This is a genomic window from Nocardia sp. NPDC050406 (assembly GCF_044459025.1).
GTDB lineage: Bacteria > Actinomycetota > Actinomycetes > Mycobacteriales > Mycobacteriaceae > Nocardia.
This window is the reverse complement of sequence record NZ_JBITIM010000002.1, coordinates 1,608,371-1,634,299: the sequence shown is the minus strand read 5'-3', so window position 1 is coordinate 1,634,299 and position 25,929 is coordinate 1,608,371. Positions and strand designations below refer to the sequence as shown.

The window sequence follows — 25,929 nt, the reverse complement described above, 5'->3', positions numbered from 1 at the left end:
CGGACCCTCGGGGGCACCGCCGAACCCCCGGCCAGCTGTACGTGTAACACTGGCGAAACACAGCCTTGATGGCAGGGAAACACCGCGTCCATACCGTCTGGTCCCGACGAACCCATGCAATCGTGAATTGGCTGGGAACCGATCCGTAAGGAGTACTAAGTGGCGTTCAGCACGGCCGATGAGGTCATCAAGTACATGAAGGAGGAGGAGGTCGAGTACGTCGACGTTCGGTTCACCGACCTCCCCGGTGTGCAGCAGCACTTCTCGATCCCGGCGAAGGCTTTCACGGCCGATCTGGCCGAGGAAGGCCTCGCGTTCGACGGCTCGTCCGTCCGCGGCTTCCAGTCGATCGACGAGTCGGACATGCTCCTGCTCCCCGACTTCAGCACCGCTCGGATCGACCCGTTCCGTGCCGCGAAGACGCTGAACCTGAACTTCTTCGTGCACGACCCCTTCACCTTCGAGGCGTACTCGCGCGACCCGCGCAATGTCGCCCGCAAGGCCGAGGAGTACTTGAAGAGCACCGGCATCGCCGACACCTGCTACTTCGGTGCCGAGGCCGAGTTCTACATCTTCGACTCCATCCGCTACGACTCGGCCATGAACGGCGCGTTCTACGAGATCGAGTCGGTCTCCGGTTCCTGGAACACCGGCGCGGAGTTCAACCCGGACGGCACCCCGAACCGCGGCTACAAGGTTCGCAACAAGGGCGGCTACTTCCCCGTCGCGCCGTACGACCACTACGTCGACCTGCGCGACAAGATCTCGACCAACCTGCAGAACGCGGGCTTCGAGTTGGAGCGCGGCCACCACGAGGTCGGCACCGCCGGTCAGGCCGAGATCAACTACAAGTTCAACACCCTGCTCGGCGCGGCCGACGACTTGATGCTGTTCAAGTACATCGTCAAGAACACCGCGTGGCAGGAGGGCAAGACCGTCACCTTCATGCCGAAGCCTCTCTTCGGTGACAACGGCTCGGGCATGCACGCCCACCAGTCGCTGTGGAAGGACGGCAAGCCGCTGTTCCACGACGAGTCCGGTTACGCGGGCCTGTCGGATCTGGCGCGTCACTACATCGGCGGCATCCTGCACCACGCCCCGTCGCTGCTGGCGTTCACCAACCCGACCATCAACTCCTACCACCGTCTGGTGCCGGGCTACGAGGCCCCCATCAACCTGGTGTACTCGCAGCGCAACCGCTCGGCTGCCGTGCGTATCCCGGTGACGGGCTCCAACCCGAAGGCCAAGCGCATCGAGTTCCGCGCGCCCGACTCCTCGGGTAACCCGTACCTGGCCTTCGCCGCCATGATGATGGCCGGTCTGGACGGCATCAAGAAGAAGATCGAGCCGCTCGCCCCGGTCGACAAGGACCTCTACGAGCTCCCGCCGGAGGAGGCCAAGAACATCCCGCAGGCCCCCACCTCGCTGGCCTCGGTCATCGACCGCCTCGAGCAGGACCACGAATACCTCACCGAGGGCGGCGTGTTCACCACCGACCTCATCGAGACCTGGATCGACCTCAAGCGCAAGAACGAGATCGAGCCCGTCAACCTGCGCCCGCACCCGTACGAGTTCGAGCTGTACTACGACGTCTGAGTCGGACGCGTAGTAGGTAGACGACGCAGCGGCGGCTGCCACCGGATCATCGGTGGCAGCCGCCGCTGTCGTATTGTCTCCAGTAGCGAATTTCTGGTATCACTATTACTAGTCCGCATATACCGAGTCGGTGGTGGCGAAAACCTCTGCGGGAAGCGCGTTTTCGCGGTGTGGTCCAGTGCGGGTCCCGATCATCGGGTCAGCTGTCCCGGTCGGTGGGAAGCTACGGGCGAATCAGACAGTTCGCCGCGCGCGGTCCTTACGGTCGCGGCCATGAAATTCAATTCATTTGTGCGAGTTAAAGTTTCACTTGTTGTTTTCGCCGCCGCCGTTTCCTCGATGATCGGGGTCGCCGTTCCGGCGGCCGTGGCGGAACCGGAACTGACCGCCGCCGCTCGAATCGAGCTACAAGGCGCCGTGAATGTTCGAGATCTCGGTGGATATCGGACTTATGACGGCGCGAGAACCAAGTCCGGCAAGATGATTCGCGCCGACGCGCTCGGCAAACTGACCGACGCCGATGTCGCGAAATTGGGCACTTTGCAGTTGCGGCAGGTGATCGATCTGCGCACCCCGGCCGAGGTGCAAGGCATGGGCGCGGACCGATTGCCGACCGGCGTGCCCCTGGTCGCGCGGCCGATCGACGACACCGGCATGTTCGTGAAGATGTTCGAGGCCATCCAGTCTCGCGATCCGGTGAAGCAGCAGGAGCTGCTCGGCAATGGCAAGGCCGAGCAGATCATGGGCGATGTGTACCGCAGCTTCTTCACCGCGGACTCACTGGGCAAGTTCGGGCAGACGGTGCGCGATCTGGCCGATACCGATACCGCCACGCTGTTCCACTGCACGGCGGGCAAGGACCGCACCGGATGGCTGTCGTATGTGGTGCTGCGGGCCGTGGGCGTACCGGAGTCGACCGCCAAGCAGGACTACCTGCTCTCCAACCAATACCGGGCCGCCGCCGACGCCGCGCTGCGTGAACAGCTGAAACAGGCTGGGCTGATGCAGAATCCGGATCTGCTGATCCCCTTGCAGGAGGTGCGCGACCAGTACCTCGACATCGCCTTGCAGACGATGCGGGACAAGTACGGGGACTTCGGGAAGTTCCTCACCAACGGCCTCGGACTCGATCCGATGACCATCGTGAAGCTGCGCAAGAACCTGGTGAGCTAGTTGCCGCTGCGTCGGGCGATGGGGCCGAGCACGCTCAGGTCCAGATCGCCCGACGCTTCGGTCCATCCGGTGGCGCGCAATTCGTTCGGGGAGCCGACCCCGAGGGCATCGTGCAGGCCGATCGCCACCGAGCGGGCCAGATCGACCAGCGCGCTGTGCGGGATCGGCCAGAGTAGGCTGCGCCGCCAGTTCTCCACCTCACGCGCCAACATGGGCGCATGCCAGCCCAGATCGGTCAACCGTTGCGCGGATTCTTCCGAAATCGGCTCTGCCAGATAGTAATTCCCCGTCAGTTCGGCGGAAAGTTTGATGTCGAACTGTTGGAATTGCACATACCGATTTCCGGGAGCGGCGATGATCAACGTTGCGCGGGACGGTAATTGACCGAGACATCGGGCCAACGCTTGGACGAATCCGTCCCATTCTGTTGTCACAACTCGCTCACTCTGCCCCCATGCGCCCATCGTGGCCGATCATACGCCGTCAGATCGTCTGGGTCACTGTCGCAAAGGGGCCGAGAAATGCACGGAAGCGCCCCTCCCACAGGGAAATGCGAGAGGGGCGCGATACCTCACCGATGCGGCGGGTGATATCCGAGGGAGGCGCTGATGACGGCGGGCGGGGTGTATCCGGCCAAACGGTGCGCGCGCTCCTGGGGCGTCAACCGGTGGCGGTCGACCCAGTGTCGGGCGCGGTCACGCAGTAGCGACAGCGTCGGAGTGGTCATGATCGGTCCTCCTCTCGGATGGGGGTGTTCAGCGGATACCCAACAAATCGCCGGTCACCGCGGTTGTTGTACATCGGCGTATCGGATCTCGGTCATGGATTCATCTCAGCCATCCGCCTCGGTCCCGGCAATATCGGCGGCATGGGATTTACGAAACGTTGTCAGTACGGAACCCGCCGTCCGCCAATCCTTTTCGCGTTCGAGACGGCGAGGCGCGCAGGTCTCGACCGGGTAGGGCATTGCCATCTCGGCGAGACGGTGAGATGATTCGCTAGCAACTCTCTCACGCTGTCAGGGTGGGCGACGCCCGGCAGCACCGTGATCAAAGGAGATCACCATGTCCGCCGCCGTAGCCCAGATCGACACCGCGACCAAGAGAGAACGACGCCCCTTCGCCCCGGGCACCCAGCTATGGGAAGACACCGGGCTGATCACCTTCTCCTTCACCGCCGGTTCGGCCTTCCTGCTGCAGACCATGGAACCGACCATCGCGGCGGTGGTGGACGCGCACTCCACCTTCCGCACCGATCCCATGGGCCGCGCCGTGCGCAGTATCGCCTCGGTCATGATGTGGGTCTACGGCGGCGACGAGGCCATCGCCGAGGCCGACCGCCTGCGCGAACTGCATGCCGGGCTCAATACCGAGAAGGACGGAATCCGCTACACGGCACTGTCTTCCGGTCCGTGGGCGTGGGTGCTGCACACCGGGATCTTCGCCTTCACCGAGGGCAACAAGTACTTCGCGCGCAACCCGCTCACCGAGGCCGACAAGGAGGCGTACTACCAGGAGACCGTGCAGTTGATGCGCAACTTCATGGTGGCGCCGAAGGAGATTCCCGCCTCCTACCAGGAGTGGGAGCCGTGGTTCGAGGATATGGTCGAGAACCATCTGGTGCCCACCCAGGTGGCGCGCGACTACCTGAAGGTGATTCGCAAGATCGCTCCGCCCAAGCAGCTCCCGACTCCCCTGCGGCCGGTGTGGCGCGCGGTGACCAAGCCTGTCGGACAGATGCAGTACTTCTTCACGGTGGGCACCACCCCGGAGGTGGTGCGCCGCAAGCTGGACCTCGAGTGGACCGAGAAAGATGAGCGCAGGTTGCGGGCGCTGGGCTGGGTTGTGGGGCGGGCGGTGCCGTTGCTGCCGGAGCGGGTGCGTTACTTCCCGATCGCGTACGAGGCGCGGCGGTTGGAGCGGGATCGGGCGCGCTTGCGGAAGGTGATGGATCTGCGGCCTATGTGATGTTGGCCTGAGCGGTCGAGAATCGCCTCGGCACGGCGATATTCACCCCGCCCCGTCGATCTCCGACCGCTGAGGCCAATCGTTACGCCCCCGGTTCCGGGGGCTGGACGAACGCCCAGGCACACTCGATAGTCCTATGGTGCGACAGCGATTGATCTTCTGGGCGACGATAGCCACCCTCGGCCTCGTGGTCGGGGTGCTCGCGCCCCTGCGGGCGGCGGCCGAGCCGGGGTATCAGCACCGCGAGGAGTACATCACCGCGCCCGACGGCACCCGGCTGCACGCGGACATCCTGCGGCCCGTCGGCGTGGCCGACGACGTCAAGACGCCGGTGATCATGACGGTGAGCCCCTACCGCGCGCACATGGCGTACTTGAGCCAACCTCGGCTCGGGGGTGGGGTGTCCACCCAGGACCTCCCCGTCGACCAGTTCATCGCCGCCGGTTACACCTACGTCATCGTGGACCTACGAGGTTTCGGCGGCTCGAACGGCTGCCCGGATTTCGGCGGCCCGAACGAGCGCGCCGATGTGAAGACGGCGGTGGAGTGGGCGGCGGCCCAGCCGTGGTCGACCGGGCGCGTGGGCATGACGGGCATCTCCTACGAGGCGTGGACCGGAATGATGGCCCTGGCCGCCAAACCCGCCGGACTGGCCGCGGTGGCCGCGTTCGCACCGGTGGTGGACCCGTACTCGTACCTGTACATGCAGGGCATCGCCTGGAAGTTCTCCGGCAAGCCGGTCACCGAATCCGGGGTGCGGCCAGGCGATTTCGCCGGATTCGAACACCTGTTGATCGCGTCCACGCCGGGCCATCCCACGGATTCGGCCGAGTACCGGGCGAATGCGAGCACCATCGACCAGGGCTGCTACCAGCAGTACGCCGCCGAGGTGCGCAATCACGATCCCGCGACGAACTTCTGGAAGGACCGCGACCTGGTGGAACAGGTGCGCGGCAGCACGATCCCGACCTTCCTGGGGCAGGGCTTCGTCGACTACAACACCCGCGCGAACCGGGTCTTCGACGTCTGGAACAGCCTCGGCCCCGGGGACCACAAGGCGTGGTTCGGGCAGTGGGGGCATCGCAACTGCCACGAGAAGTGCGGCACACCGTTCTTCGACACCGAACTGCTGGCGTTCTTCGACAAGCATGTGGCGCAGCGCGACGTGAGCGTGCCGGGGCCGCGCGTCACGGTGGGACAGTTCGACGGTCGCTGGCGCGGTGAGACGGACTTCCCGGCCGCGGACACCCGTCAGGTGCCCGTGACCCTGCGGCCGGGTGTCTACATGAACCGAGGCTTCGTGCCCGGCACCGACCGCGACGTGTGGACCATCTCCCAACCCTTGGAACAGGATCAGCACCTCTCCGGATTCGCCACGGCCACACTGCATCTGGAGGGTTCGCCGCAGGCCGCGGTGACCGTGGAGCTCTACGACATCGCGCCGGACGGCAATGGGACCGTCATCACCCGCGGCATCGCGCCGGTGAGCCCCACCGCGAATGTGAAACTCCTGGCCCAGGACTGGCCGATTCCGGCGGGCCACCGCATCGGCGTGCGGGTCACCGACGTGGTCGACGATGTGTGGGCGCACTCCCCGACCTTCACCCCGGTCACCGTCACCGCCGGTGAGGTGCGCCTGCCACTGCTCGACACCGTGCGCCAGCCCGATATTCCGGGTGGGCTCACCGAGGGCATTCCCAAGTGGCGCGCCGAGAAGACCATCCCGCTGCCGACCGAGTTGGTGAACAATGCGACGGTGACCGTATCCCTTCCGCCCCGGACCGCCGGATGACCGCTACCGCATCCACCGACCCGACCGTCGACGAGGCCACCGCCGAGCGGTTGGCCGAGGCGCTGCGCTGCGTGACCATCTCCCGCGAGGATCCCGCCGAGACCGACGAGACCCAATTCCTGCGCCTGGCAACACATCTCGAGCGGTGTTTCCCGCTGGTGCACGAGCACCTGGAGCTGGAGACGTTCGGGCACAGCCGGTTGTACCGGTGGGCGGGCGCGGAGGACGGGGTGGCGGCGATCCTGCTGGCCCACCAGGACGTGGTGCCGGTCGACGACGAGCGACGGTGGACGCATCCGCCGTTCGCGGGGGTCGTGGACAGCGAATTCGTCTGGGGCCGTGGCGCTATCGACGACAAGAGCCGGGTGATGGCGATCCTGGAGGCGGCCGAGGCGGCCCTTGCCGCGGGGGTGCGTCCGCGCCGGACGATCTATCTGGCCTTCGGGCACGACGAAGAGGTGTTCGGCGACGACGGGGCCGTGCGCATGGCCCGGCGGCTGCGCGAGCGAGGGGTGCGCGCGGAGCTGCTGCTCGACGAGGGCGGCGTGATCACCCAGGGCGTCGCCGACGGCGTGCACATCCCGGTGGCCACGATCATGGTGGGCGAGAAGGGCTATGCGACGGTCCGGCTGTCGGTCTCGGCCGTGGGCGGGCACTCCTCCATGCCGGGCGGGCGCACCGCCGTGGGGCGGTTGGCGCGGGCGGTGTCGCGGGTGCAGGAGCATCCCTTCCCGCTGCGCATGACGCCGGTGACCGCCGACATGCTCTCGCGCATCAGGGTTTTCATGTCGGAGCCGCGCCGCACCGCACTGGGTTTCGCCAAGGTGGCGGCCCCGGCGATTCTGCGGGTGCTCGCCCTGCGGCCGCAGACCGAGGCCATGGTGCGCACCACCACCGCGCCGACGGTCTTCCACGGCGGCGTGAAGGCGAATGTGCTGCCGCAGCGCGCGGAGGCCCTCGTCAATTTCCGTATCCTGCCGGGTGATTCGGTCGACGGCGTGCTCGCGCACTGCCGCCGGGTGATCAAGGATCGCGAGGTCTCCATCGAACTGGTGGGCATGACCTCCGAGCCCTCGCCGCCGCGCACGCCCGGACCGTGGTTCGAGACCCTCGCCGAGCTGGCGCGCGAGGTGGCGCCGGGTATCGGGGTCACCTCGGGCCTGGTCCCGGGGGCGACCGATTCTCGCCATTACGACGATCTGGCCGCCACCCGCTGCAACTTCGCGCCCATCATTCTCGACAGCGCGGATCTGGACCGCATTCACGGCACCGACGAGCGGATCTCGCGCGCCAATTACGCCCGGCTCATCGAGTTCAACCGGCGGCTTTTCGACCGACTCGCCCGCGAGCGCTGAATCGGTTCCGCCGGAATCGCGATCGCGATGGGAGAATGACCTCCGGAATGCCCGTATTGTCGCCATGCGCGGGCCGAGGAGGAGCGATGACCACGACCGAGACCGGCGGATTCGACGGTAAGGGCGGCCGGATCTTCTGGCGGGCTTGGCTGCCGGAGGACACACCGCGCGCGGTGGCGGTGATCGTGCACGGCATCGCCGAGCACTCCGGCCGCTACGACCATGTCGGACGGCGGCTGGCCGAGGCCGGTTTCGCGGCGTACGCGCTGGACCATATCGGGCACGGGCAGTCGGCGGGCGGCAAGGCCAATATCGAGCGGATGGAGACCACCGCCGACAATGTGGAGTCCATGCTGGGTATCGCCGTCGAACGGCATCCCGGGCTCCCGCACTTCCTCATCGGGCACAGTATGGGCGGGCTCATCACCGCCTACCTCGCCACCCGCGCGCCTCTCGACGTGACCGGCATCGTGCTGTCGGCGGCGGCCATCGATATCGCGGCCGGAAACGCCGTCCAGCGCCTGGCGGCCCCGCTCATCTCCAAGTACGCGCCGAATCTCGGTGTGATCAAGCTGGATTCGACGCTCATCAGCCGCGATCCGAAGGTCGTCGACGCCTACAACACCGATCCGCTGGTCTACACCGGCCCGGTCGTGGCGCGCACGGGTACGGAGATGCTGAACGCGACGCATATCGTCAAGAGCCGTTTGAAGAACCTCACCGCGCCGCTGCTGGTGCTCCAGGGCACCGGTGACGGACTGGTCGCGCCCAGTAGCGCCGATGTGCTCGAAAAGGGCGTCGGCTCAAAGGATTTGACGGTGCATCGCTACGAAGGGCTCTATCACGAGGTGTTCAACGAGCCCGAGCAGGACAAGGTGCTCACGGACATGATGAACTGGCTGGAAGCGCATCTGCCGCAACAGTAATCATTCCCGGGCGGATCATTCGTAGGTGCGCAGGCAGGCCGCCTCGCCGTCGAGAACGCCGGTACGGAAGGCCTCCAGGCGCAGATAGCCGCTGGAGACGGTTTTGCCGTCGACGTCACTTGCCGCCATACCGTCCGACAGCAAACCGGATACGGCTTCGTCGAGATCGTCGGCGGACAGGCGCACGGTCGCACCGGGTTCGCTGAGCTTCGTGGTGAACGCCCCCGACAGGCAGGCGGTGCGCAGGCCCGCGGTCTCCGCACCGGTGAGCGAGAGCTGCCGATCCTGTTGCAGGGCCAGCATGTAGCGGGAGACGAAGACCACGAAGGCGTTGTAGTCACCGGCCACCACCGAGGAGAGCAGCCCGTCGTCCTCGGCGCGGGCGCGCTCGGCCAGCGCGGGCACATCGCTGCCGATGGTGTTGGAGCTCGGACAGTACGAAACCGGTTGGGTGGTGGCCACTTCGGGGCAGCCGACGGTGACACCGCCGTAGTCGTAGGTCGGCGGCCGACTCACCGGGAACGTTCGGGCGAGGACCTGCGTCATGAGGTTCAGCGAATCGGTGTCGACGGCCAGCTGCGCGAACAGGTCACCGAATTCGAAGGTGGTGGGCAGGGTGCCGCGCCGCTGCTGAATCTCACTGCGGGAGATCTTCTTACAGCCCGGCGTGCCATCGGTGTAGCCGATCTGGACGGCCGTCACGCGCTCGAAGGCCGACCCGTGCTCATAGGGTGTCAGACCGGGCAGTTGGTCGCGCACGGCGATGGTCGCGCCCAGGACGCCATTGAGACCGTCGGTGGTGTTGAGCGTGAAGTGTGGTGAATTGCCTTCCGCCACATGGCGAAGGAACACACCCGCCAGGCAGTCGGCCTGTTGTTCCTCGACCAGCGTCGAGGTGAGCGCTCCCGTGGTCTGGGCTTGGCTCTGCACCGCGTGGCCGTATTCGTGGGCGAGCACCATGACGATGGCCATGGGCCCGAACTTCTGCTCGAGTTCCGGCAGCAGGACACCGCGGTCCCAGCCGATCCAGTGGTCGCGGCCGCAGTAGGCGGCGTTGACCAGCTCGAAGGTGCTCTCGCCGCAGAAGTCCGGGGAGGCGGCGCGCGGGGCGGAGGCGTCCCAGGAGAGATAGCCGTTCGCCGGGGCGAAGTCGCCCGGGAAGTTCGCGCCGTACTCGGTACTCCAGAACTCCTCGAGATCGGACATGGCGTTGAGCGCCAGGGTGTCCAGGGGGCCGCCGTCGCCGTTGGCCGCGGTGAGCGGTGCGTCCGGTACGCCGGGGCGCGGTCCGTTCGGGCCGGTCGAGGAGGTGGATCCATTGATATCGAAGGGATTCTCGGTGCCGCGCATCAGTCCTTCGGCGGTATCGCGCACGGCGTCGCATCCGGTGACGGCCGTGACGAATACGAGCAGGGCGGCGGCCAGGCCCGCCCGTACGCGCGCTGTCCTCATATGTCGCCTCCCCGACGCTCCGGGGTCGCCAATCCCGAACGGGACGGCGAGAATTCAATGATCCCTCGGCCGGGGCGCTCGCGCGGTGATATTGCGCGGTGATATTGCGCGAAGGCGCGATCACGAACGGCGCGAGCGCGCGCTCACAGGCGCAGTCGGGCGATGACGGCGCGGTGGTCGGAGTCCGGAATGATCAGGGAGCGAATACCTTCGGCCTGTCCGTCGGCGACGAGGACGCGGTCGATGCCGATGATCGGGACGCCCGGTCGCTGGGGCCAGGACACCAGGCGGCCCGCCCCGGACAGTTCGGCGGCGTCGCTGAATCGTCCGGTCAGGAGTTGCCGGTAGGCGTAGTGGTCGAAGGTGGCGTTGAAGTCCGCGCCGACAATGGCCGGGCCCGAGGTGGCTTCGAGCAGCTCGCGAATGCGGCGCAGCTCCTGGGACCAGGCGGTGAAGTCGAGATTCGGTGGCATGGGGTGGAATTGGAAGACCGTGATGGGGCCGCGCCGTGGATGCATCATGGTGGCGCGCACATTGCTCATGCTGAACCCGGTGAGCGTGACGCCGTCCGCGAGCGGGTAGCGGCTGTAGATGCCGCCGCCCGCGCCGCCACCCGCCGGTGCGACGACCCGGTAGGGCAGTTCCGCGTCGAGCCCGGCCGCCTCGAGCCGTCGCATGACCTCCGGGGTGAGCTCCTCGAGGGTCAGCAGATCGATCCGATTGTCGCGGACCGCCTGTACCACCGTGTCGGCATTCGCCTTGCCGAACAACAGGTTCGACTGCATGACGGGGATCTCCACGTCGAAGGTGGCGGATCCGTCGGGGACGAAGAGGGTGAGCTGGGTGGCCGCGGCGGCGATGACGGCTCCGCAGGCCACCACCGCACTGCGCCATCCTCGGACGATGAGCAGCAGCACCAGGGCGATGACCGATCCGACCATGAAGTACGGGGCGAAGGAGGCGGCCAGGACGATCTCGCGGCGCTCCCACGCGGTGTAATGCAGTGCTACACCGGTGCATCCGATGATCAGGGCCAACCAGCCGAGGCTCCACAGCGTGCGCTGGGTCCAGCGGCGCAGCGAGCTCGGTGGCCGCGGGTCGGCGACGGTCGGTCGCTCGATGACGGTGGTTTCGTCCGAAGGCGCTTGTGCCGCAGTCACACTCGTCCTTCCCGAGCCACCGGTCCCCGACCACCGCTCGATGTTGAACCGGCGAACATCCGACCCCGCGTCGATATTCGAGACACGCTCTACCTCCACCCTCTCGGCGATCACCCTACCGGGCCGCCTCGAACACCCGCCTCGGCGTCGGTGTGCGATCCGGACGCTGTCGGTGGGTGGTGCGAGGATGGGGCGCATGCGCGAGGAGGTCGTTCCAATTCTGCGGGTCGCCGATGCCGCGGCGGCCGTTCGGTGGTACGAGCGGCTCGGGTTCGAACAGCGGTGGGAGCACCGGTTCGAGCCCGGGCTACCGGCCTTCGTCGAGGTGGCGCGGGGGGATATGCGGTTGTTCCTCTCCGAGCACACCGGCGACGCGCGGCCCGACACGCTGGTGTACCTGTCGGTGCGCGACGTCGACGCGGTGGCGGCCGAATTCGGTGTCACGCCGGAGGACGCGCCGTGGGCGCGGGAGATCGAATTGCGCGATCCGGACGGGAACCGGCTGCGCATCGGCACCCCGGTCGACTGACCGGTCGCACCGGCCGTCGCACAAAACCTGCGGCGGACGGTGTACGCGGTGTGGCAGAGTCGATGGACGTGGACTACCGAAAGCTGAATCGCGCGAACTGGGATGACCGGGCACCGTTGCACGCGGCGTCGACCGACTACGCGATGGAGCGATTCCGATCGGACAGGTCCTACATCAGCGATGTGGTGCGCTTCGATGTGCCGCTCCTGGGCGATATTCGCGGCCTGCGCGGCGTTCACCTGCAATGCCATATCGGCACCGACACCATTTCGCTGGCCCGGCTCGGGGCTACCATGACCGGCCTCGACTTCTCGCCCGCCTCGCTGGTGCAGGCTCGCCTGCTGGCCGAACAGGTCGGCACCGCCGTCGATTTCGTGGAATCCGATGTCTACGACGCGGTTTCGGTGCTCGGGAAGCAACAGTTCGATCTGGTGTTCACCGGTATCGGGGCGCTGTGCTGGCTGCCGAGCATTCAGCGCTGGGCGCAGACCGTCGCCGATCTGCTCCGCCCGGGCGGGCAGTTGTTCCTGCGCGAGGGCCATCCGGTGCTGTGGTCGGTCGACGAGGAGCAGACCGATCGCCTGGTCATCGGCTACCCGTATTTCGAGACCGAGAAGCCGATGGAGTTCACCGGCGGCACCTATGTGGACGTCGACGGCACCATCGATCACCCGAGCACCCAGGAGTGGAATCACGGCTTGGGCGAGATCGTCCAGGCGCTCATCGAAACCGGTCTGACTATCACCGGCTTGACCGAGCACGACAGCGCGCCCTGGGAGGCCCTGCCGGGTCGGATGGCGCGCGACGACGATGGCGAGTGGCGACTGACCGAACACCGCGAACGTCTTCCGCTCAGCTACACCTTGCAGGCCCGCAAGCCCTGATGTGAGCGTTGACGGCGCGGAATCGGCGCCCTGCCACTCGGTTTGTTTTCCGTCGAGTGGGCATTTCCCGAATATCACAGCCATTTCTGAGCAACAGAAACGAGGCAGTCATGACCGGGAAATTCGAGATCTACTCCGATGCCGCCGATAAATTCCGCTGGCGGCTCAAGGCGGGCAATGGCGAGATCGTGGCGCAGAGTCAGGGATATGGCAGTAAGGATGCCGCGAAGAAGGGCATCTCCTCGGTGCAGTCCAATGCGGCGAGTGCCCCCGTCGTCGATCTGACCGAAGCCTCCTGACCTCGCGGAACCCCACGCCGCCCGGGTGGGCGGCGGGGGTTCGCGCACGCCGACCTCCGGTCCAGTCCGCGCCTCGGAGCGAATCACCGAACGCCACACCGGCATGGGAACCTGGCTCCGCTGCCGTGCGTCCGAATTCAGTGAACCCAGTGACCGGAGGCAGGGCGCATGGAGCCGGAGAGCGGCAGGGCGACGCGGCGCGGGCTGCGGATCGCGGAGCGGGAGCGGCGGCGGATATCGCACGACAGCGTCGATCCGGATTACATCTCGCGGCTGGAGGATTTCGCGACGCTGCCGCACGAGGAGATCTTCGAGCGCGTGCGGGAGATGAATCCCGCCGCGCTGCACGAGTATTCCGATCAGTGGGTGCGCATCGCCAATAGTGTGGGCGGGGCGGTGAGCGCGCTGCATATGACGGTGCAGGCCACCTTGAGTGAAGGAATGTCGGGGCGGATGGGGTCGGCGGCCGATCTGGCGGCGCGGCGCTTCGTGCGGCGGGCCACGGATATCGAAGAGGTGCTGCGCGGGGCGGGCGATCGGATCAGGACTGCCGCGTACGGGGCCGAGGCGGTCAAGAGATCGGTTCCGCCGCCGCCTGTTTCGGACGTGGAGACGATGGGCGCGACGACGACGGCGTTCTTGTCCGCGCTGACGGGTGGGCCTGGCGACGACGGCTTCGACGTCTACAAGGAGGAGCAGCACCGGCTGGCCGTCGCCGCGCTCGAGGCGAATTATGTGCCCACGTATCCGCCCGCCGGGAGTGGGGTCCCCGCCTTTGTGCCCGCCGAGCTTCCGGGGGCGAACGACGGCCCGGTTCCTGTCGGTGCGGGCGGCGACGTGGGAATGGACGCGGTGCGGCGGCTGAGCGCGATCGGTCCCGTCAGCACGACCGAACCAGTAGCCGATTCGATTGCCGCGATCGAGTCCCAATCGCCGAGATCGCCTGTAGCCGAGGGTTATTCACGCGGCGTCGACGATGCTGCCGCCTCCGCAGCGGATGTGCCCGCGACCTCCGCCGATGTTTCACCGAACTCCACATCGACCACGGAGCCGAATCCATCGACAAGGCCCGCCACCCTCGACGGTCCCTCCACTCCCGCGTCACCCAAAGCCGGAACACCGATGGGCCTGCCCCACTCCCCCGGCGGCACACCCAACCCGGGTGACCCGGGCCGCAGCATCCCCAGCGCACCGGATACCAAAACCTCCACCGCCCCAGGGACTTCCGAGCCCACGAGCCGCCGCAACGGCAGCTTCTACCCGGGCATGTACCCGCCCATGGCGGCGCGCGGCGGCGATCCCGACGCCGACCGCACCTCCCCCGAATGGCTCGTCTGGAACCGCGAACACGAACTCCTCGGCTCCCCGCCCCCACACACCCAACCTGTCATCGGCGCGGAAATCCCCGCCGCCCAGCCGGATACATCCACACCGAGCTGACACCTGTTCAGGGGGAACTGGTGGCGGAGCCTACTCGGGCGATGCCGCCACCGGTTCCCCCTCGTGGTCAGCGCACCACGGTGTACCGGATGCAGGCGAATTCGCCGTTGGGGGCTACCTCTTCGGTTTTGAGTTCGAGGGGGCGTGGGAGCAGAGGCGCGCCGGAGCCGAGGGTTACCGGTGCGATGGAGACGATGACCTCGTCGAGGAGGCCGTGGTCGGCGAACTGTCCGGCGAGGTCGCCGCCGCCGACTATCCAGATGTCCTTGCCGCCAGCGGCTTCCACCATGTGCTTGTGCACCACGTCGGCGGGGTCGGAGGTCACGCGGACGTCGCGGTCCGGGAACTCGGGGAACTCGCGGTGGGTGAAGACCCAGGCGGGCATGGGGTACGCCCACCCCTCGTCGTGCTCCAGAACCCACTGGTAGGTGCTCGCGCCCATGGCGATCGCGCCGATATTCGTGAAGAACGTGTTGTAGCCCATCGGTCCGTCGGCGTCGGACTCGCGGGTCAGCAGCCAGTCCAGGGAGTGGTCCGCGGTGGCGATGAAGCCGTCGAGGCTGGTGGCGGTGTAGTACACGGTTCGGAAAGTCATCTCAACCTCTTCTTCGTAGCCATTCGATGGGGTCACCAGAACCGAGAACGGTTGCGGTGGCGGAGATTTCGGTGCGCAACCAATGCCGCACCAGGTATCTGCGATGTGCCGAGTAGCCGAGGACATGGGCGATCACGCTGCCGAGGACGAAACTCTCCGGCGGGTCACAGAGCGCGTCGATGAGCGTGTCGCCCCAACCGCCGCGCAGGTCGATCTCGCGCACCGTGTCGAGCCAGCGCACCGCTACCTGCTCGTGGCGTTTCACCAAGTCCGGCAAGGCGTTTCGAGTCGTGTCGGGCATATCCTCGCCGTCGATGGCGGCGAGCCACACCTCCTTGGACTCGACGAGGTGGGCCAGTATCGTGGCGATCGATTCCTCCGGGCCCCGGTACTCCTCGACCAGGTGCCCCGGCAGTCGCGGGCGATGGAACTGTTCCTCGGTGAGTTCTCCTGCGGCGGTGAGCAATTCACGCGTGTCGTCGATATCGTGGTGCAGCAGCAGGGTGGTCGGATCCATATCGTTGCGTCCTTTCGGCTCGTGCTGCACCCACAGCGACATGGGCGGATGGAAGTGGATCCCATTGGCCGCGGGCAGCCAGCGCCGCCGCTTCTCCCCGGTGGTGGCGCTCGGCGGATGCCCGAACGCCTTGCTGAACGCCCGGCTGAAACCCTCCACCGAGTCGTACCCCGCCGCGAACGCCACATCGGTCACCGACCCGCCGGTCGACAACTCCCACGCCGCGCGCTCCAGCAGCACCCGCCGCCGCAACGCGACCGGCGACTCTCCCGTCCCGCGCGAGAACTGCCGAGCGAAATGAAAAGGCGACGCGTAAGCCCCCGCCGCCATGTCACCGAGCGTCGTGTTCTCCTCGCGCAGCACCGCGTCGAGCAATTCCCGCAGGCGATCCCGTCCGTTCTTGGGCACAGGAAGAGTCTGCCAAGCCGCCCCCACCGGCCGCTTGACCGATATTGCTCACTCCACGCCGTGTCATCCCGTCACGCCGCGAGACCCGCCCGCCTAGCCGACACCGGCCAGGCGCTGGAGTTCACTCCCCGCCGAAGACCCGTTCGACCACCGTCTTCGCCCGGCGTGTCACGCGCATGTAGTGGTCCAGGAACTCGCTGCCGTCGTCGTTGGGCCACCCGGCCACCTTGGCCACCGCGGAGAGCAGGCGGCCGGGGCCGGGGAGTTGGTCGGCGGGTTTGCCGCGCACCAGGACCAGGGCATTGCGGGCCTTGGTGGCGGTGAGCCAGGCGTCGCGGAGCAGTTCGGCGTCGGCGGGGTCGATGAGTTCGGCGCGTTCGATGGCGTCGAGGGCTTGCAGGGTGGAGGTGTTGTGCAGCTCGGGGACCTCGTGGGCGTGCTGGAGTTGCAGCAGCTGCACGGTCCACTCGATATCGGCGAGGCCGCCGCGGCCGAGCTTGGTGTGGGTGGCCGGATTCGCGCCGCGGGGCAGGCGTTCGGCGTCGACGCGGGCCTTGATGCGGCGGATCTCGCGCACGCCCTCCGGGGACATGCCGCCGTCGAGGTAGCGGATCGGGTCGACGGTGTGCAGGAACCGCTTGCCCAGCTCCGGATCGCCCGCGACGAAACGCGCGCGCAGCAGCGCCTGCACCTCCCACGACTGCGCCCACTGCCCGTAGTACGCGGCGTAGGCGGCCAGCGTGCGCACCAGCGCGCCATTGCGGCCCTCGGGTCGCAGCCCGGCATCGACCTGCAGCGGCGGGTCGGTACTGGGCGCGCCCAACAGCCGCTGCACCTGTTCGGCGATGCTGATCGACCACTTCACCGCGACCGTCTCGTCGGCGCCGGGGCGCGGATCGCAGACGAACAGCACATCGGCGTCGGAACCGTAGCCCAGCTCCATGCCGCCGAGGCGACCCATGCCGATCACGGCGATATCGGCGGGCGCGGGTTTGCCGAGTTCGGCTTCGCTGGCGCGGATCACCGCTTGCAGCGACGCCTCGAGGGTGGCGATCCACACCGACGACAGCGCCTTGCACACCTTCGGCACATCGAGCATGCCGAGCACATCGGCCGAGGCGACGCGGGCGAGCTCGTGACGGCGCAGTGAGCGCGCCGTGGCCACCGCGCGCTTGGGATCGTCGTAACGTGCCGCGCCGGAAAGGATTCCGCGCGTCACATCGGTGGCCTTGGTGGCCAGCAGCAGCGGCCCGTCCGGCCCGTCGGCGTACATGCGAATGGTCTCGGGGGCATTGATGAGCAGATCCGGCAGGTATGCCGAGGACCCCAGCACCAGCATGAGCCGCTGCGCGATGGCTCCCTCGTCGCGCAGTTCGCGCAGGAACCAGATCTCGTTGTCGAGCCCCTCGGAGACGCGCCGGTAGGCGAGCAGCCCGGCGTCGGGATTCGGTGTGTCCCCGAGCCATTCGAGCAGCGTCGGCAGCAGCAGCGCCTGAATGCGGCCCTTGCGCCCCACCTCGCCGGTGAGCGCCTTGAGATGGCCGAGCGCGTTCTCCGGGGCCGCGTACCCCAGGGCCGCCAGCTGGCGGACGGCCGCCTCCGGGCTCAGCCGCAGAGCCGCGGCATCAAGGCGCGCAACCGATTCCAGCAGCGGCCGGTAGAACAGTTTGGCGTGCAGCCGCCGCACCCGCATGGCATTGCGCTTGATCTCGCTGATCAGCACACCGACCGCGTCCTGGCGGCCGTCGGGGCGCATATGCGCGGCGCGCGCCAGCCAGCGCATGCCCTCCTCGTCCTCGGGGGCGGGCAGGGTGTGGGTGCGCTTGAGCCGCTGCAACTGCAGGCGGTGTTCGAGCAGGCGCAGGAATTCGTAGGAGGCGGTGAGGTTGGCGGCGTCGTCGCGCCCGACGTAGCCACCGGCGGCCAGCGCCGTCAGCGACTCCACCGTGCCCTGGGTGTGCAGCGACTCGTCGGCCTTGCCGTGCACCAATTGCAGGAGCTGGACGGCGAATTCGACATCGCGCAGCGAACCGTGCCCGAGTTTGAGCTCCCGCTCGCGCAGGTCGGCGGGGACCAGGTCCTCGACGCGCCGCCGCATGGCCTGCACGTCGGCGACGAAGTCGGTGCGCTCCGAGGCGCTCCACACCATGGGCATGAGCGCCTCGCGGTACTGCTCGCCGAGTTCGAGATCGCCTGTGGCGGGCCGCATTTTGAGCAGCGCCTGGAATTCCCAGGTGCGCGCCCAGCGCTTGTAGTAGGCGATATGCGATTCCAGGCTGCGTACCAGCGCCCCCGCCTTGCCCTCCGGCCGCAGCGCCGCGTCGACCTCGAAGAAGGCCGCCCCGCCCACGCTCATGGTCTCGGCGGCCAGCCGCGTGGCCGTGGTGTCGGCCGGTTCGGCGACGAACACCACGTCCACGTCGGAGACGTAATTCAGTTCGCGCGCACCGCATTTGCCCATGGCGATCACGGCGAGCCGACCCGGCACCGGGCGCTCGGCGCAGACCCGCGCCACCGCCACCGACAGCGCGGCGGTCAGGGCGGCGTCGGCCAGATCGGTGAGATGCCACCCCACCTGCTGGTACGGCAGTACCGGTTCATTCTCCACGGTGGCGGCCAGGTCCACCGCCGCCAACAGCATGAGCTGATCGCGATACCGCTTGCGCAGCAACGCCACCGCCTCCGGCCCGGAGACCTTGGCGCGGAACATCATGGGCCCGGCGTGCGGTCCGTCCTCCGGCTCGGCCCCCACGGCGTCGAGCAGATCCGCCAGCATTTCCTCGCGGGCGGGCAGCTCGCGACGGCGCAGCAGCCGCCAGGCCGCCGGATCGGCCACCAGGTGATCGGCGAACGCGCTCGACGAGCCGATCAACGCGAACAGCCGCCCGCGCAGCGAGGTATCGGTGCGCAGGGCGGAATCCAGTGCGGCCCAGTCGTTTCCGAGTTGCTCACGCAGCCGGATGAGGGTCAGCAGCGCCAGGTCGGCATCGGGGGAACGCGACAGCGCCCACAGCAGGGGAACGCTCTCGACGTTGTCCCACGCCAGCTCTCGAAGTGAGGCGGCGGCCGACGGCTCGAGCAAACCGAGCCGTCCGACGCTGGGGACCGCGGAACGGGCAGTCGGTGGCCGGACCATGCTCCCAAATTACCTGTCAGGCGGGGTATGTGTTGTAACGAACCCCGCTCGTTTACCTGTCACTGCCTCGAGGTTTCCGCCAGCGCGAAAATCGTTCAGGCCCTACAGCCCCAGGTATTCCTTCAGCTCGTACGGCGTCACCTGCGCGCGGTACCCCGCCCACTCGCGGCGCTTGTTGCGCAGGAAGAAGTCGAACACGTGCTCGCCGAGCGCCTCGGCCACCAACTCCGACTTCTCCATGTTCTTGAGCGCCTCGTCCAGGCTGGCGGGCAGTTCGCGGAAGCCCATGGCGCGCCGCTCGGCCGAGGTCAGCGACCACACGTCGTCCTCGGCCTCGGGCGGCAGCGTGTAGCCCTTCTCGATACCGCGCAGACCGGCGGCCAGCAGCACCGCGAAGGTCAGGTACGGGTTGGAGGCGCTGTCGGGGCTGCGGATCTCGACGCGGCGCGAGGCCGACTTGTTCGGGGTGTACATCGGCACGCGCACCAGCGCCGAGCGATTGGACCGGCCCCACGACGCGGCGGTCGGGGCCTCGCCGCCGTGGATCAGACGCTTGTAGGAGTTCACCCACTGGTTGGTGATCGCCGAGATCTCGTGCGCGTGCTCGAGAATGCCCGCGATGAACGCCCGCGCGGTGCTCGACAGGTTGTCCGGGTCGTCCGGGTCGGCGAAGGCGTTCTGCTCACCCTCGAACAGCGACATGTGGGTGTGCATGGCCGAACCCGGGTGCTCGGCGAAGGGCTTGGGCATGAAGGTGGCCCGCACGCCCTCGTCGATGGCCACTTCCTTGATCAGGTAGCGGAAGGTCATGACGTTGTCGGCCATGGACAGCGCGTCGGCGTAGCGCAGGTCGATCTCCTGCTGGCCGGGCGCGCCCTCGTGGTGCGAGAACTCCACGGAGATGCCCATGGATTCCAGCGCGTCGATGGCGTGGCGGCGGAAGTTCGGGGCCTCATCGTGCACGGCCTGATCGAAGAAGCCGCCATTGTCGGCCGGGGTCGGCATGGAGCCGTCGTGCGGGCCGGGCTTGAGCAGGAAGAACTCGATCTCCGGGTGCACGTAGCAGCTGAAGCCCATATCCCCGGCCTTGTTCAGCTGCCGCCGCAGCACGTGGCGCGGATCGGCCCAGGACGGCGAACCGTCGGGCATGGCGATATCGCAGAACATGCGCGCGGAGTGCTGGTGGCCCTTGGAGGTCGACCACGGCAGCACCTGGAAGGTCGAGGGGTCGGGCTTGGCCACCATATCGGCCTCGGAGACGCGGGCAAACCCTTCGATGGCCGAGCCGTCGAAGCCGATGCCCTCCTCGAATGCGCCCTCGAGCTCGGCGGGAGCGATCGCCACCGACTTGAGATAGCCCAGGACGTCGGTGAACCAGAGCCGTACGAAGCGGATATCCCGCTCTTCGAGCGTCCGCAGCACGAATTCCTTCTGGCGATCCATGCTCGCGAGCGTAGGCAGTCGGAGTTAAATCTGTGTTACATGAGAGGTGCGGGTTGCGTGCCTCTCACTCGGACCGACAGATTTTCGGCCGGAACCCTGGCAGCGGATTCCGGCCGAAAGCAACGCCGTGGGCGGGACTTCAGCAGGTGAGGCCGTCGGTGGGCGGGGTCAGGTCCACCAGGTACTTGATGACGGGCTCGTCCACGCACTCCGACACGCCCGACAGCGACACGGTGTGGCGGGTGCCGTTGTAGCTGATGAGCGCGGCGCCCAGCTGCTTGGCCAGGTCCACGCCCGCCTGGTACGGCGTGGCCGGATCCTCGGTGGTCGAGATGACCACGGTCTTGGGCAGGCCCGGGATCGAGATCTCGTGCGGCTCCGAGGTATTGGGCACCGGCCAGATGGCGCACAGCTCCAGCGGCGCGGCTCCGGTGCCGCGGCCGTCGTCGAGGAAGGGAGCGACCTTGCGGTATTCGGTGTCCTGTTTGGCGGCGATGGCGCGGTCGTCGACGCGCGGATCGTCCACGCAGCGAATGGCATTGAAGGCGTCGGCGGTGTTGTCGTAGGTGCCGTCCTCGCGGCGGCCGTCGTAGAGATCGGCCAGGGCCAGCAGGGTGTCGCCGCGGCCCTCCTTCAGTTCGTTGAGGCCCTTGGTCAGCGCGGGCCAGAAGCGGTTGGAGTACAGCGTCTGCTGTACACCGGTGATGGCGTCGCCGTAGTGCAGGCCGCGCGGGTCCTCGGTCTTGGCCGGGGTGGTCCACAGCGGGGCGACCAGGTCGCGGAAGCGCTGCACCGACTGTGCGGTATCGGTGCCGAGCGGGCAGTCGGTCTTGGTGGCGCAGTCGGCGGCGTAGGAATCGAAGGCCTTCTGGAAGCTGGCGGCCTGCAGCACCGATTCCTTCACCGGATCCTGCGAGGGGTTCAGCGCGCCGTCGAGCACCAGCGCGCGCACCCGGTCCGGGAACTTCTCGGCGTAGGCGTAGCCGAGGCGGGTGCCGTAGGAGTAGCCGACATAGCTCAGCTTCGGGTCACCGAGGGCGGCGCGAATGACGTCCATGTCCTGGACGACCTCACGGGTGCCCACATGGGCGAGGAAGTCCTTGCCGGTGCGCTCGACGCACTTGGCCGCGTAGTCCTTGTTGTCGGCCTCCTGCGCGGCGATACCGGCGGGATCGTTGTCCAGTGGCGGTTCGGCGCGCTCGGCATCGGCCTCGGACGGGGTCAGGCAGGTGATGTTCGGCGTGGAGCCGCCCACGCCACGCGGGTCGAAGCCGATGCGATCGAAGCGCTGGGCGAGTTCGGTCTCGTCGCCGACGGAGTTCATGGACAGGCCGGAGACGCCGGGGCCGCCGGGGTTGAACAGCAGCGAGCCGATCTTGTCGCCGGTGGCCTGCACGCGCGAGATGGCGATCTTGGCGGTCTCGCCGTCCGGCTTCTCGTAGTCGACGGGCACGCTGACGTAGGCGCACTCCGCGCCCGCGGGCATCTCGTCCTCGGTGAAATCGTCGCAGCTGCCCCAACTCAGGGTCTGGCTGTAGTACTTGTCCAACCCGGCCGGTGACGGTTCCGTCGGATTCCCTTCCACCAGTTCGGTCCCGCAGGCTGTCGCCACCAATGCCATTGCCGCCGCCAGGACCAATGCCCGACCGGATCGCTTGAACCCCATGCCCGAGATCCTCGCATCCCGCGAACACCCGGTCTGCCACCCCCAGGGGGAGAACGCGCACCCCCGGCGTCGATTCGGCAACCGTCCGATGTGAGGAATTACATTCCCGAGCCGCCGTTCTCGGGTGGCAGACTGAATTGGTCACGACAACCCGGGGACCCGTATGGGCCTCGAGGACGACGAAAGAGGGACGATGATGTCCGTATCCGATGCGGAAACCCCTGCCTACGGTTCTGCCGAAGCACCGAAGACTCCCGCCAAGCGGAAGACGCGAGTGCATCACCTGCAGCAGATGAAGCAGTCCGGTGAGCGCTGGGCCATGCTCACCGCCTACGACTACTCCTCGGCTCGACTGTTCGAAGAGGCCGGAATCCCGGTGCTGTTGGTCGGCGACTCGGCCGCCAATGTGGTGTACGGCTACGACACCACCGTGCCCATCACCATCGACGAGCTCATCCCGCTGGTGCGCGGCGTGGTGCGCGGCGCACCGCATGCCCTGGTGGTGGCGGATCTGCCGTTCGGCACCTACGAGTCCTCCCCCGACCAGGCGCTCGCCACCGCCGTTCGCTTCATGAAGGAAGGCGGCGCGCACGCGGTGAAGCTGGAGGGCGGCGAGCGGGTGGCCGAGCACATCGCCAAGATCACCGCCGCGGGGATCCCGGTCATGGCGCATATCGGCTTCACCCCGCAGAGCGTCAACACCCTGGGCGGTTTCCGGGTGCAGGGTCGCGGCGACGGGGCCGAGCAGCTCATCGCCGACGCCATCGCCGTCCAGGAGGCGGGCGCGTTCTCCGTGGTCATGGAGATGGTGCCCGCGGAGCTGGCCGGTCAGGTCACCCGCAAGCTGACCATTCCGACCGTCGGCATCGGCGCCGGTGCGGATTGCGACGCACAGGTGCTGGTCTGGCAGGACATGGCGGGCTACACCAGTGGCAAGACCGCCAAGTTCGTGAAGCGCTTCGGCAGTATCGGCGACGAACTGCGCACCGCCGCAGCCACTTACGCCGACGAGGTGCGGCGCGGGGTGTTCCCGGGTCCGGAACACAGCTTCTGACCGCACCGGGCGGTCGGCATCTCCGACCGCCCACACCCCCATCGGCATAGCGAACGGCTATCGCCCAGCGTGGTGCCCGCGACTTCCCTGGCCGCGAGTCGAAAAACGATGGCAGACTCGATTTCGATGAATCGGATCGATCAAAGGGAACACATGTCGCGAGGCCGTTGGACGAGCAAGCTTCACACCCGGCGCGCGGCGCTGCTGGTGACCGGGGTGGCGGCCCTCGCGCTGACCGCGGGCTGCGGCGGCGGTACGACCACCGGATCGGGGCAGCCCGCGGGATCCTCCGCACCGCAGACCTCCACCTCCGCGCCCAAGACCACCGGCTCGGCCTCGGGCGCGCCGACCACCTCGGGCGCGCAGGTCACCGTCACCGACGAGGCGGCCAAGCAGCTGTGCGAACTGATTCAGCCGCAGCTGTCGGATTGGCGGGTGCAGGGTCCCACCTTGGGCAAGATTTCACTGAATGGCACCGTTCACGAGTGGGCGCTGCGCAATGGCGGTATCAATGTCCAGGTGCTCGGTGACAAGAACGTAGTGGACCGCGTCATGATCGCGCAGTGCCCGGATGTGCACACCCAGGCCATCCAGGCGCTCGAACTCCAGGATCTGGCATCGGGATTGGCCTTCTGATGCGCGGCCTGTACCCGGCGATCGAACCGCACGGCAGCGGCATGTTGGACGTCGGCGACGGCCAGCGGATCTACTGGGAGGAGAGCGGGAATCCCGCCGGTAAGCCGGTGGTGTTCCTGCACGGTGGACCCGGTGGCGGTACCGCGCCGTTCCACCGACAGTTCTTCGATCCCCTCGCCTACCGCATCGTGCTGTTCGATCAGCGCGGGTGTGGGCGGTCCACCCCGCATATCGCCGATGGCGCGACGCTGGAGACGAATACGACCTGGCATCTGGTCGCCGATATCGAGGCGCTGCGCGAGCATCTCGGTATCGACAGGTGGCAGGTGTTCGGCGGATCGTGGGGCTCCACACTCGCCCTGGCGTATTCGCAGACCCACCCCGAGCGGGTGACGGAACTCGTGCTGCGCGGCGTATTCCTGCTGCGGCGCAAGGAGATCGACTGGTACTACAACGGCGCGGCCGGATACCTCTATCCGGATGAATGGGCGAAGTTCCTCGCACCGGTACCCGTCGAGGAGCGCGACAGTGATCTGGTGGCGGTGTATCACCGGCTGTTGCACTCCGAGGACGAACAGGTCGCCTCGGCGGCGGCCATCGCCTGGTCGACCTGGGAGGGCGCGACGAGTTCGCTACTGCCGCAGCCCGATCGGGTCATGGAGTCCGCCGATCCCCGGTTCGCGCTGGCCTTCGCGCGGATCGAGAACCACTACTTCATGAACGGCGGATTCCTCGGCGAGGGACGGCTGTTGCGCGATATCGACCGCATAGCGCATATCCCCGGCGTCATCGTGCAGGGGCGTCACGATGTGGTGTGCCCGGCGGTGAGCGCGTGGGATCTGCATGAGGCATGGGCGAATTCGGAGCTGCACATGGTGCACGACGCCGGTCATGCCGCCTCCGAGCCCGGTATCACCCACCATTTGGTGGAGGCCACGGACAAGTTCCGGTCATGACGCCGACAGCGGCCGGTCCCGCCCTCATCGCCGCCTTCGCCGCCGATGTGGATCGGCTGCTGTCCGCCGAACCCGAAGTACGCCAAGACCTTCCGGACTCCGTGCACCAGATGCGGGTGGCGACGCGGCGCTTGCGCAGTGTGCTGCGCTCCTACCGCCGTCTCTTCGAGCGTCCGCCCATCGATGTACTGCGCGGCGAATTGCGTTGGCTGGCAGGGCTACTCGGGGTCGCTCGCGATGCCGAGGTCCGGGCCGCGCGGTTCGAGGCGCTGTTGGACGAGCATCCCGAGCTGGTGTCCGGGGAATCTCCCGGCACCGCCACCCCGGGCCTCGACCTGCGGGGTCGGCTGGTGACGGCGGAGCGCGAGACCTACGCGCGGGCGCACGCGCAGATTCTGCGAGCCCTCGACAGCCCCCGCTATCGCGCCCTCGTCGATCGACTGCGCGTCCTGCTCGACGATCCGTCGCTGCGCCCGGACCGTGCCGAGCAGCCCGCGGCCAAGCTCTGTGACAAGGTGCTGCGCAAGGACCTCCACCGTGTGCGTCGTCTGGTGCGGATCGAGCCGACCATGCTCGATGCACAGCGGGTGGCGCATCTGCACGAGATTCGCAAGGCCGCCAAACGGCTGCGGTACGCCGCGGATGCCGCCGAGCCGACCCTGCACGATGCGGCGAAATCACTGTCGCGCCATGCCAAAAGCCTCCAGTCGGTGCTCGGTGATCATCGCGATGCGGTGGAGGCCGAGGCGGCGATACGGGAGCGTGCCGGGGACAGCGACGACCCCGCCTGGCGGATCCTGTGTGAGGACGAGGCCGCCGCCGCGCGGAAAATGCTCGAACAGTACCCGGCGGCAACGGCATTCGTGCACGAGAGCCTCGGATAGTGACTGCGGCTCGGGCAGAGCGGCTTCCCTCAGCGCGGCCCCGTGAATTCCCGATTTCCGG

23 protein-coding genes are annotated in these 25,929 nt (G+C 67.5%); 14 read left to right on the top strand and 9 right to left on the bottom strand.

Going from position 1 to position 25,929, the window contains the following annotated elements; genetic code table 11:
- The first annotated feature begins 159 nt into the window (after positions 1-159).
- Both glnA (ACIBH2_RS20760) and ACIBH2_RS20755 read left to right on the top strand, forming a co-directional pair.
- Positions 160-1,596 carry a type I glutamate--ammonia ligase gene (glnA, locus tag ACIBH2_RS20760; protein ID WP_397119688.1) on the top strand — a complete coding sequence of 479 codons (1,437 nt, stop codon included), beginning with the start codon at positions 160-162 and terminating at the stop codon, positions 1,594-1,596.
- 339 nt (positions 1,597-1,935) lie between these two features.
- Positions 1,936-2,769, top strand: a complete 834-nt coding sequence (locus ACIBH2_RS20755) for a tyrosine-protein phosphatase (RefSeq protein ID WP_397119686.1) — start codon at positions 1,936-1,938, stop codon at positions 2,767-2,769.
- On the opposite strand, the gene ACIBH2_RS20750 is transcribed toward ACIBH2_RS20755, so the two are convergent.
- Together ACIBH2_RS20750 and ACIBH2_RS20745 are read right to left on the bottom strand one after the other, a co-directional pair.
- Positions 2,766-3,233, bottom strand: a complete 468-nt coding sequence (locus ACIBH2_RS20750) for a TY-Chap domain-containing protein (RefSeq protein ID WP_397119684.1) — start codon at positions 3,231-3,233, stop codon at positions 2,766-2,768. The two genes, ACIBH2_RS20755 and ACIBH2_RS20750, sit on opposite strands and share 4 nt — an antisense overlap.
- Before the next feature lie 107 nt (positions 3,234-3,340).
- Positions 3,341-3,496: a hypothetical protein gene (locus ACIBH2_RS20745; RefSeq protein WP_397119682.1), complete on the bottom strand. Its 156-nt coding sequence runs from the start codon at positions 3,494-3,496 to the stop codon at positions 3,341-3,343.
- A 337-nt stretch (positions 3,497-3,833) separates the two neighbouring features.
- Here ACIBH2_RS20745 and ACIBH2_RS20740 point away from each other — a divergent pair, with 337 nt between their 5' ends.
- From ACIBH2_RS20740 to ACIBH2_RS20725, 4 genes are all read left to right on the top strand, one after another.
- On the top strand, positions 3,834-4,736 hold the full coding sequence (locus tag ACIBH2_RS20740) for an oxygenase MpaB family protein (protein ID WP_397119680.1): 903 nt from the start codon (positions 3,834-3,836) through the stop codon (positions 4,734-4,736).
- Positions 4,737-4,872: 136 nt separating this feature from the next.
- On the top strand, positions 4,873-6,528 hold the full coding sequence (locus ACIBH2_RS20735) for a CocE/NonD family hydrolase (protein ID WP_397119678.1): 1,656 nt from the start codon (positions 4,873-4,875) through the stop codon (positions 6,526-6,528).
- Positions 6,525-7,883: a M20/M25/M40 family metallo-hydrolase gene (locus tag ACIBH2_RS20730; RefSeq protein WP_397119676.1), complete on the top strand. Its 1,359-nt coding sequence runs from the start codon at positions 6,525-6,527 to the stop codon at positions 7,881-7,883. Before ACIBH2_RS20735 ends, ACIBH2_RS20730 begins: the two co-directional genes overlap by 4 nt.
- Positions 7,884-7,969: 86 nt before the next feature.
- On the top strand, positions 7,970-8,809 hold the full coding sequence (locus ACIBH2_RS20725) for a lysophospholipase (RefSeq protein ID WP_397119674.1): 840 nt from the start codon (positions 7,970-7,972) through the stop codon (positions 8,807-8,809).
- A 15-nt stretch (positions 8,810-8,824) separates the two neighbouring features.
- On the opposite strand, the gene ACIBH2_RS20720 is transcribed toward ACIBH2_RS20725, so the two are convergent.
- Both ACIBH2_RS20720 and ACIBH2_RS20715 read right to left on the bottom strand, forming a co-directional pair.
- Positions 8,825-10,261, bottom strand: coding sequence for a metallopeptidase (locus ACIBH2_RS20720; RefSeq protein ID WP_397119672.1), 1,437 nt, complete (start codon positions 10,259-10,261; stop codon positions 8,825-8,827).
- Between the two features lie 143 nt (positions 10,262-10,404).
- Entirely contained in the window at positions 10,405-11,421 is a 1,017-nt protein-coding gene (locus ACIBH2_RS20715) for an endonuclease/exonuclease/phosphatase family protein (RefSeq protein WP_397119670.1), read from the bottom strand.
- Between the two features lie 196 nt (positions 11,422-11,617).
- Here ACIBH2_RS20715 and ACIBH2_RS20710 point away from each other — a divergent pair, with 196 nt between their 5' ends.
- The 4 genes from ACIBH2_RS20710 (at position 11,618) to ACIBH2_RS20695 (ending at position 14,573) form a co-directional block, all read left to right on the top strand.
- A complete protein-coding gene (locus tag ACIBH2_RS20710) occupies positions 11,618-11,950 on the top strand; it encodes a glyoxalase superfamily protein (RefSeq protein ID WP_397119668.1) in 333 nt (110 codons plus the stop codon).
- 62 nt (positions 11,951-12,012) lie between these two features.
- The gene (locus ACIBH2_RS20705; protein ID WP_397120933.1) at positions 12,013-12,834 is read left to right on the top strand and encodes a class I SAM-dependent methyltransferase; all 822 of its coding nucleotides are present in this window, start codon (positions 12,013-12,015) and stop codon (positions 12,832-12,834) included.
- A 110-nt stretch (positions 12,835-12,944) separates the two neighbouring features.
- A complete protein-coding gene (locus tag ACIBH2_RS20700; protein ID WP_397119666.1) occupies positions 12,945-13,133 on the top strand; it encodes a YegP family protein in 189 nt (62 codons plus the stop codon).
- Positions 13,134-13,301: 168 nt separating this feature from the next.
- A complete protein-coding gene (locus ACIBH2_RS20695; protein ID WP_397119664.1) occupies positions 13,302-14,573 on the top strand; it encodes a hypothetical protein in 1,272 nt (423 codons plus the stop codon).
- A gap of 67 nt (positions 14,574-14,640) precedes the next feature.
- Here the strand turns inward: ACIBH2_RS20695 and ACIBH2_RS20690 are convergent, their stop codons facing one another.
- From ACIBH2_RS20690 to ACIBH2_RS20670, 5 genes are all read right to left on the bottom strand, one after another.
- Positions 14,641-15,168, bottom strand: coding sequence for a dihydrofolate reductase family protein (locus ACIBH2_RS20690; protein WP_397119662.1), 528 nt, complete (start codon positions 15,166-15,168; stop codon positions 14,641-14,643).
- A 1-nt stretch (position 15,169) separates the two neighbouring features.
- Entirely contained in the window at positions 15,170-16,093 is a 924-nt protein-coding gene (locus ACIBH2_RS20685; protein ID WP_397119660.1) for a helix-turn-helix domain-containing protein, read from the bottom strand.
- A 121-nt stretch (positions 16,094-16,214) separates the two neighbouring features.
- Positions 16,215-19,229: a bifunctional [glutamine synthetase] adenylyltransferase/[glutamine synthetase]-adenylyl-L-tyrosine phosphorylase gene (locus tag ACIBH2_RS20680; protein ID WP_397119658.1), complete on the bottom strand. Its 3,015-nt coding sequence runs from the start codon at positions 19,227-19,229 to the stop codon at positions 16,215-16,217.
- Positions 19,230-19,331: 102 nt separating this feature from the next.
- A complete protein-coding gene (glnA, locus tag ACIBH2_RS20675) occupies positions 19,332-20,672 on the bottom strand; it encodes a type I glutamate--ammonia ligase (protein WP_397119656.1) in 1,341 nt (446 codons plus the stop codon).
- Between the two features lie 139 nt (positions 20,673-20,811).
- Complete coding sequence (locus ACIBH2_RS20670; protein WP_397119653.1) at positions 20,812-22,338, bottom strand: alpha/beta hydrolase; 1,527 nt, start codon at positions 22,336-22,338, stop codon at positions 20,812-20,814.
- A 196-nt stretch (positions 22,339-22,534) separates the two neighbouring features.
- Here ACIBH2_RS20670 and panB point away from each other — a divergent pair, with 196 nt between their 5' ends.
- The 4 genes from panB to ACIBH2_RS20650 all read left to right on the top strand — a co-directional run bounded on the left by panB (position 22,535) and on the right by ACIBH2_RS20650 (position 25,868).
- A complete protein-coding gene (gene panB / locus ACIBH2_RS20665) occupies positions 22,535-23,392 on the top strand; it encodes a 3-methyl-2-oxobutanoate hydroxymethyltransferase (protein WP_397120931.1) in 858 nt (285 codons plus the stop codon).
- Positions 23,393-23,545: 153 nt separating this feature from the next.
- Positions 23,546-24,028 carry a hypothetical protein gene (locus ACIBH2_RS20660; RefSeq protein WP_397119651.1) on the top strand — a complete coding sequence of 161 codons (483 nt, stop codon included), beginning with the start codon at positions 23,546-23,548 and terminating at the stop codon, positions 24,026-24,028.
- Positions 24,028-24,984 carry a prolyl aminopeptidase gene (gene pip / locus ACIBH2_RS20655; protein WP_397119649.1) on the top strand — a complete coding sequence of 319 codons (957 nt, stop codon included), beginning with the start codon at positions 24,028-24,030 and terminating at the stop codon, positions 24,982-24,984. Before ACIBH2_RS20660 ends, pip begins: the two co-directional genes overlap by 1 nt.
- Positions 24,981-25,868, top strand: a complete 888-nt coding sequence (locus ACIBH2_RS20650) for a CHAD domain-containing protein (protein ID WP_397119646.1) — start codon at positions 24,981-24,983, stop codon at positions 25,866-25,868. Before pip ends, ACIBH2_RS20650 begins: the two co-directional genes overlap by 4 nt.
- The last annotated feature ends 61 nt before the right edge of the window (positions 25,869-25,929 follow it).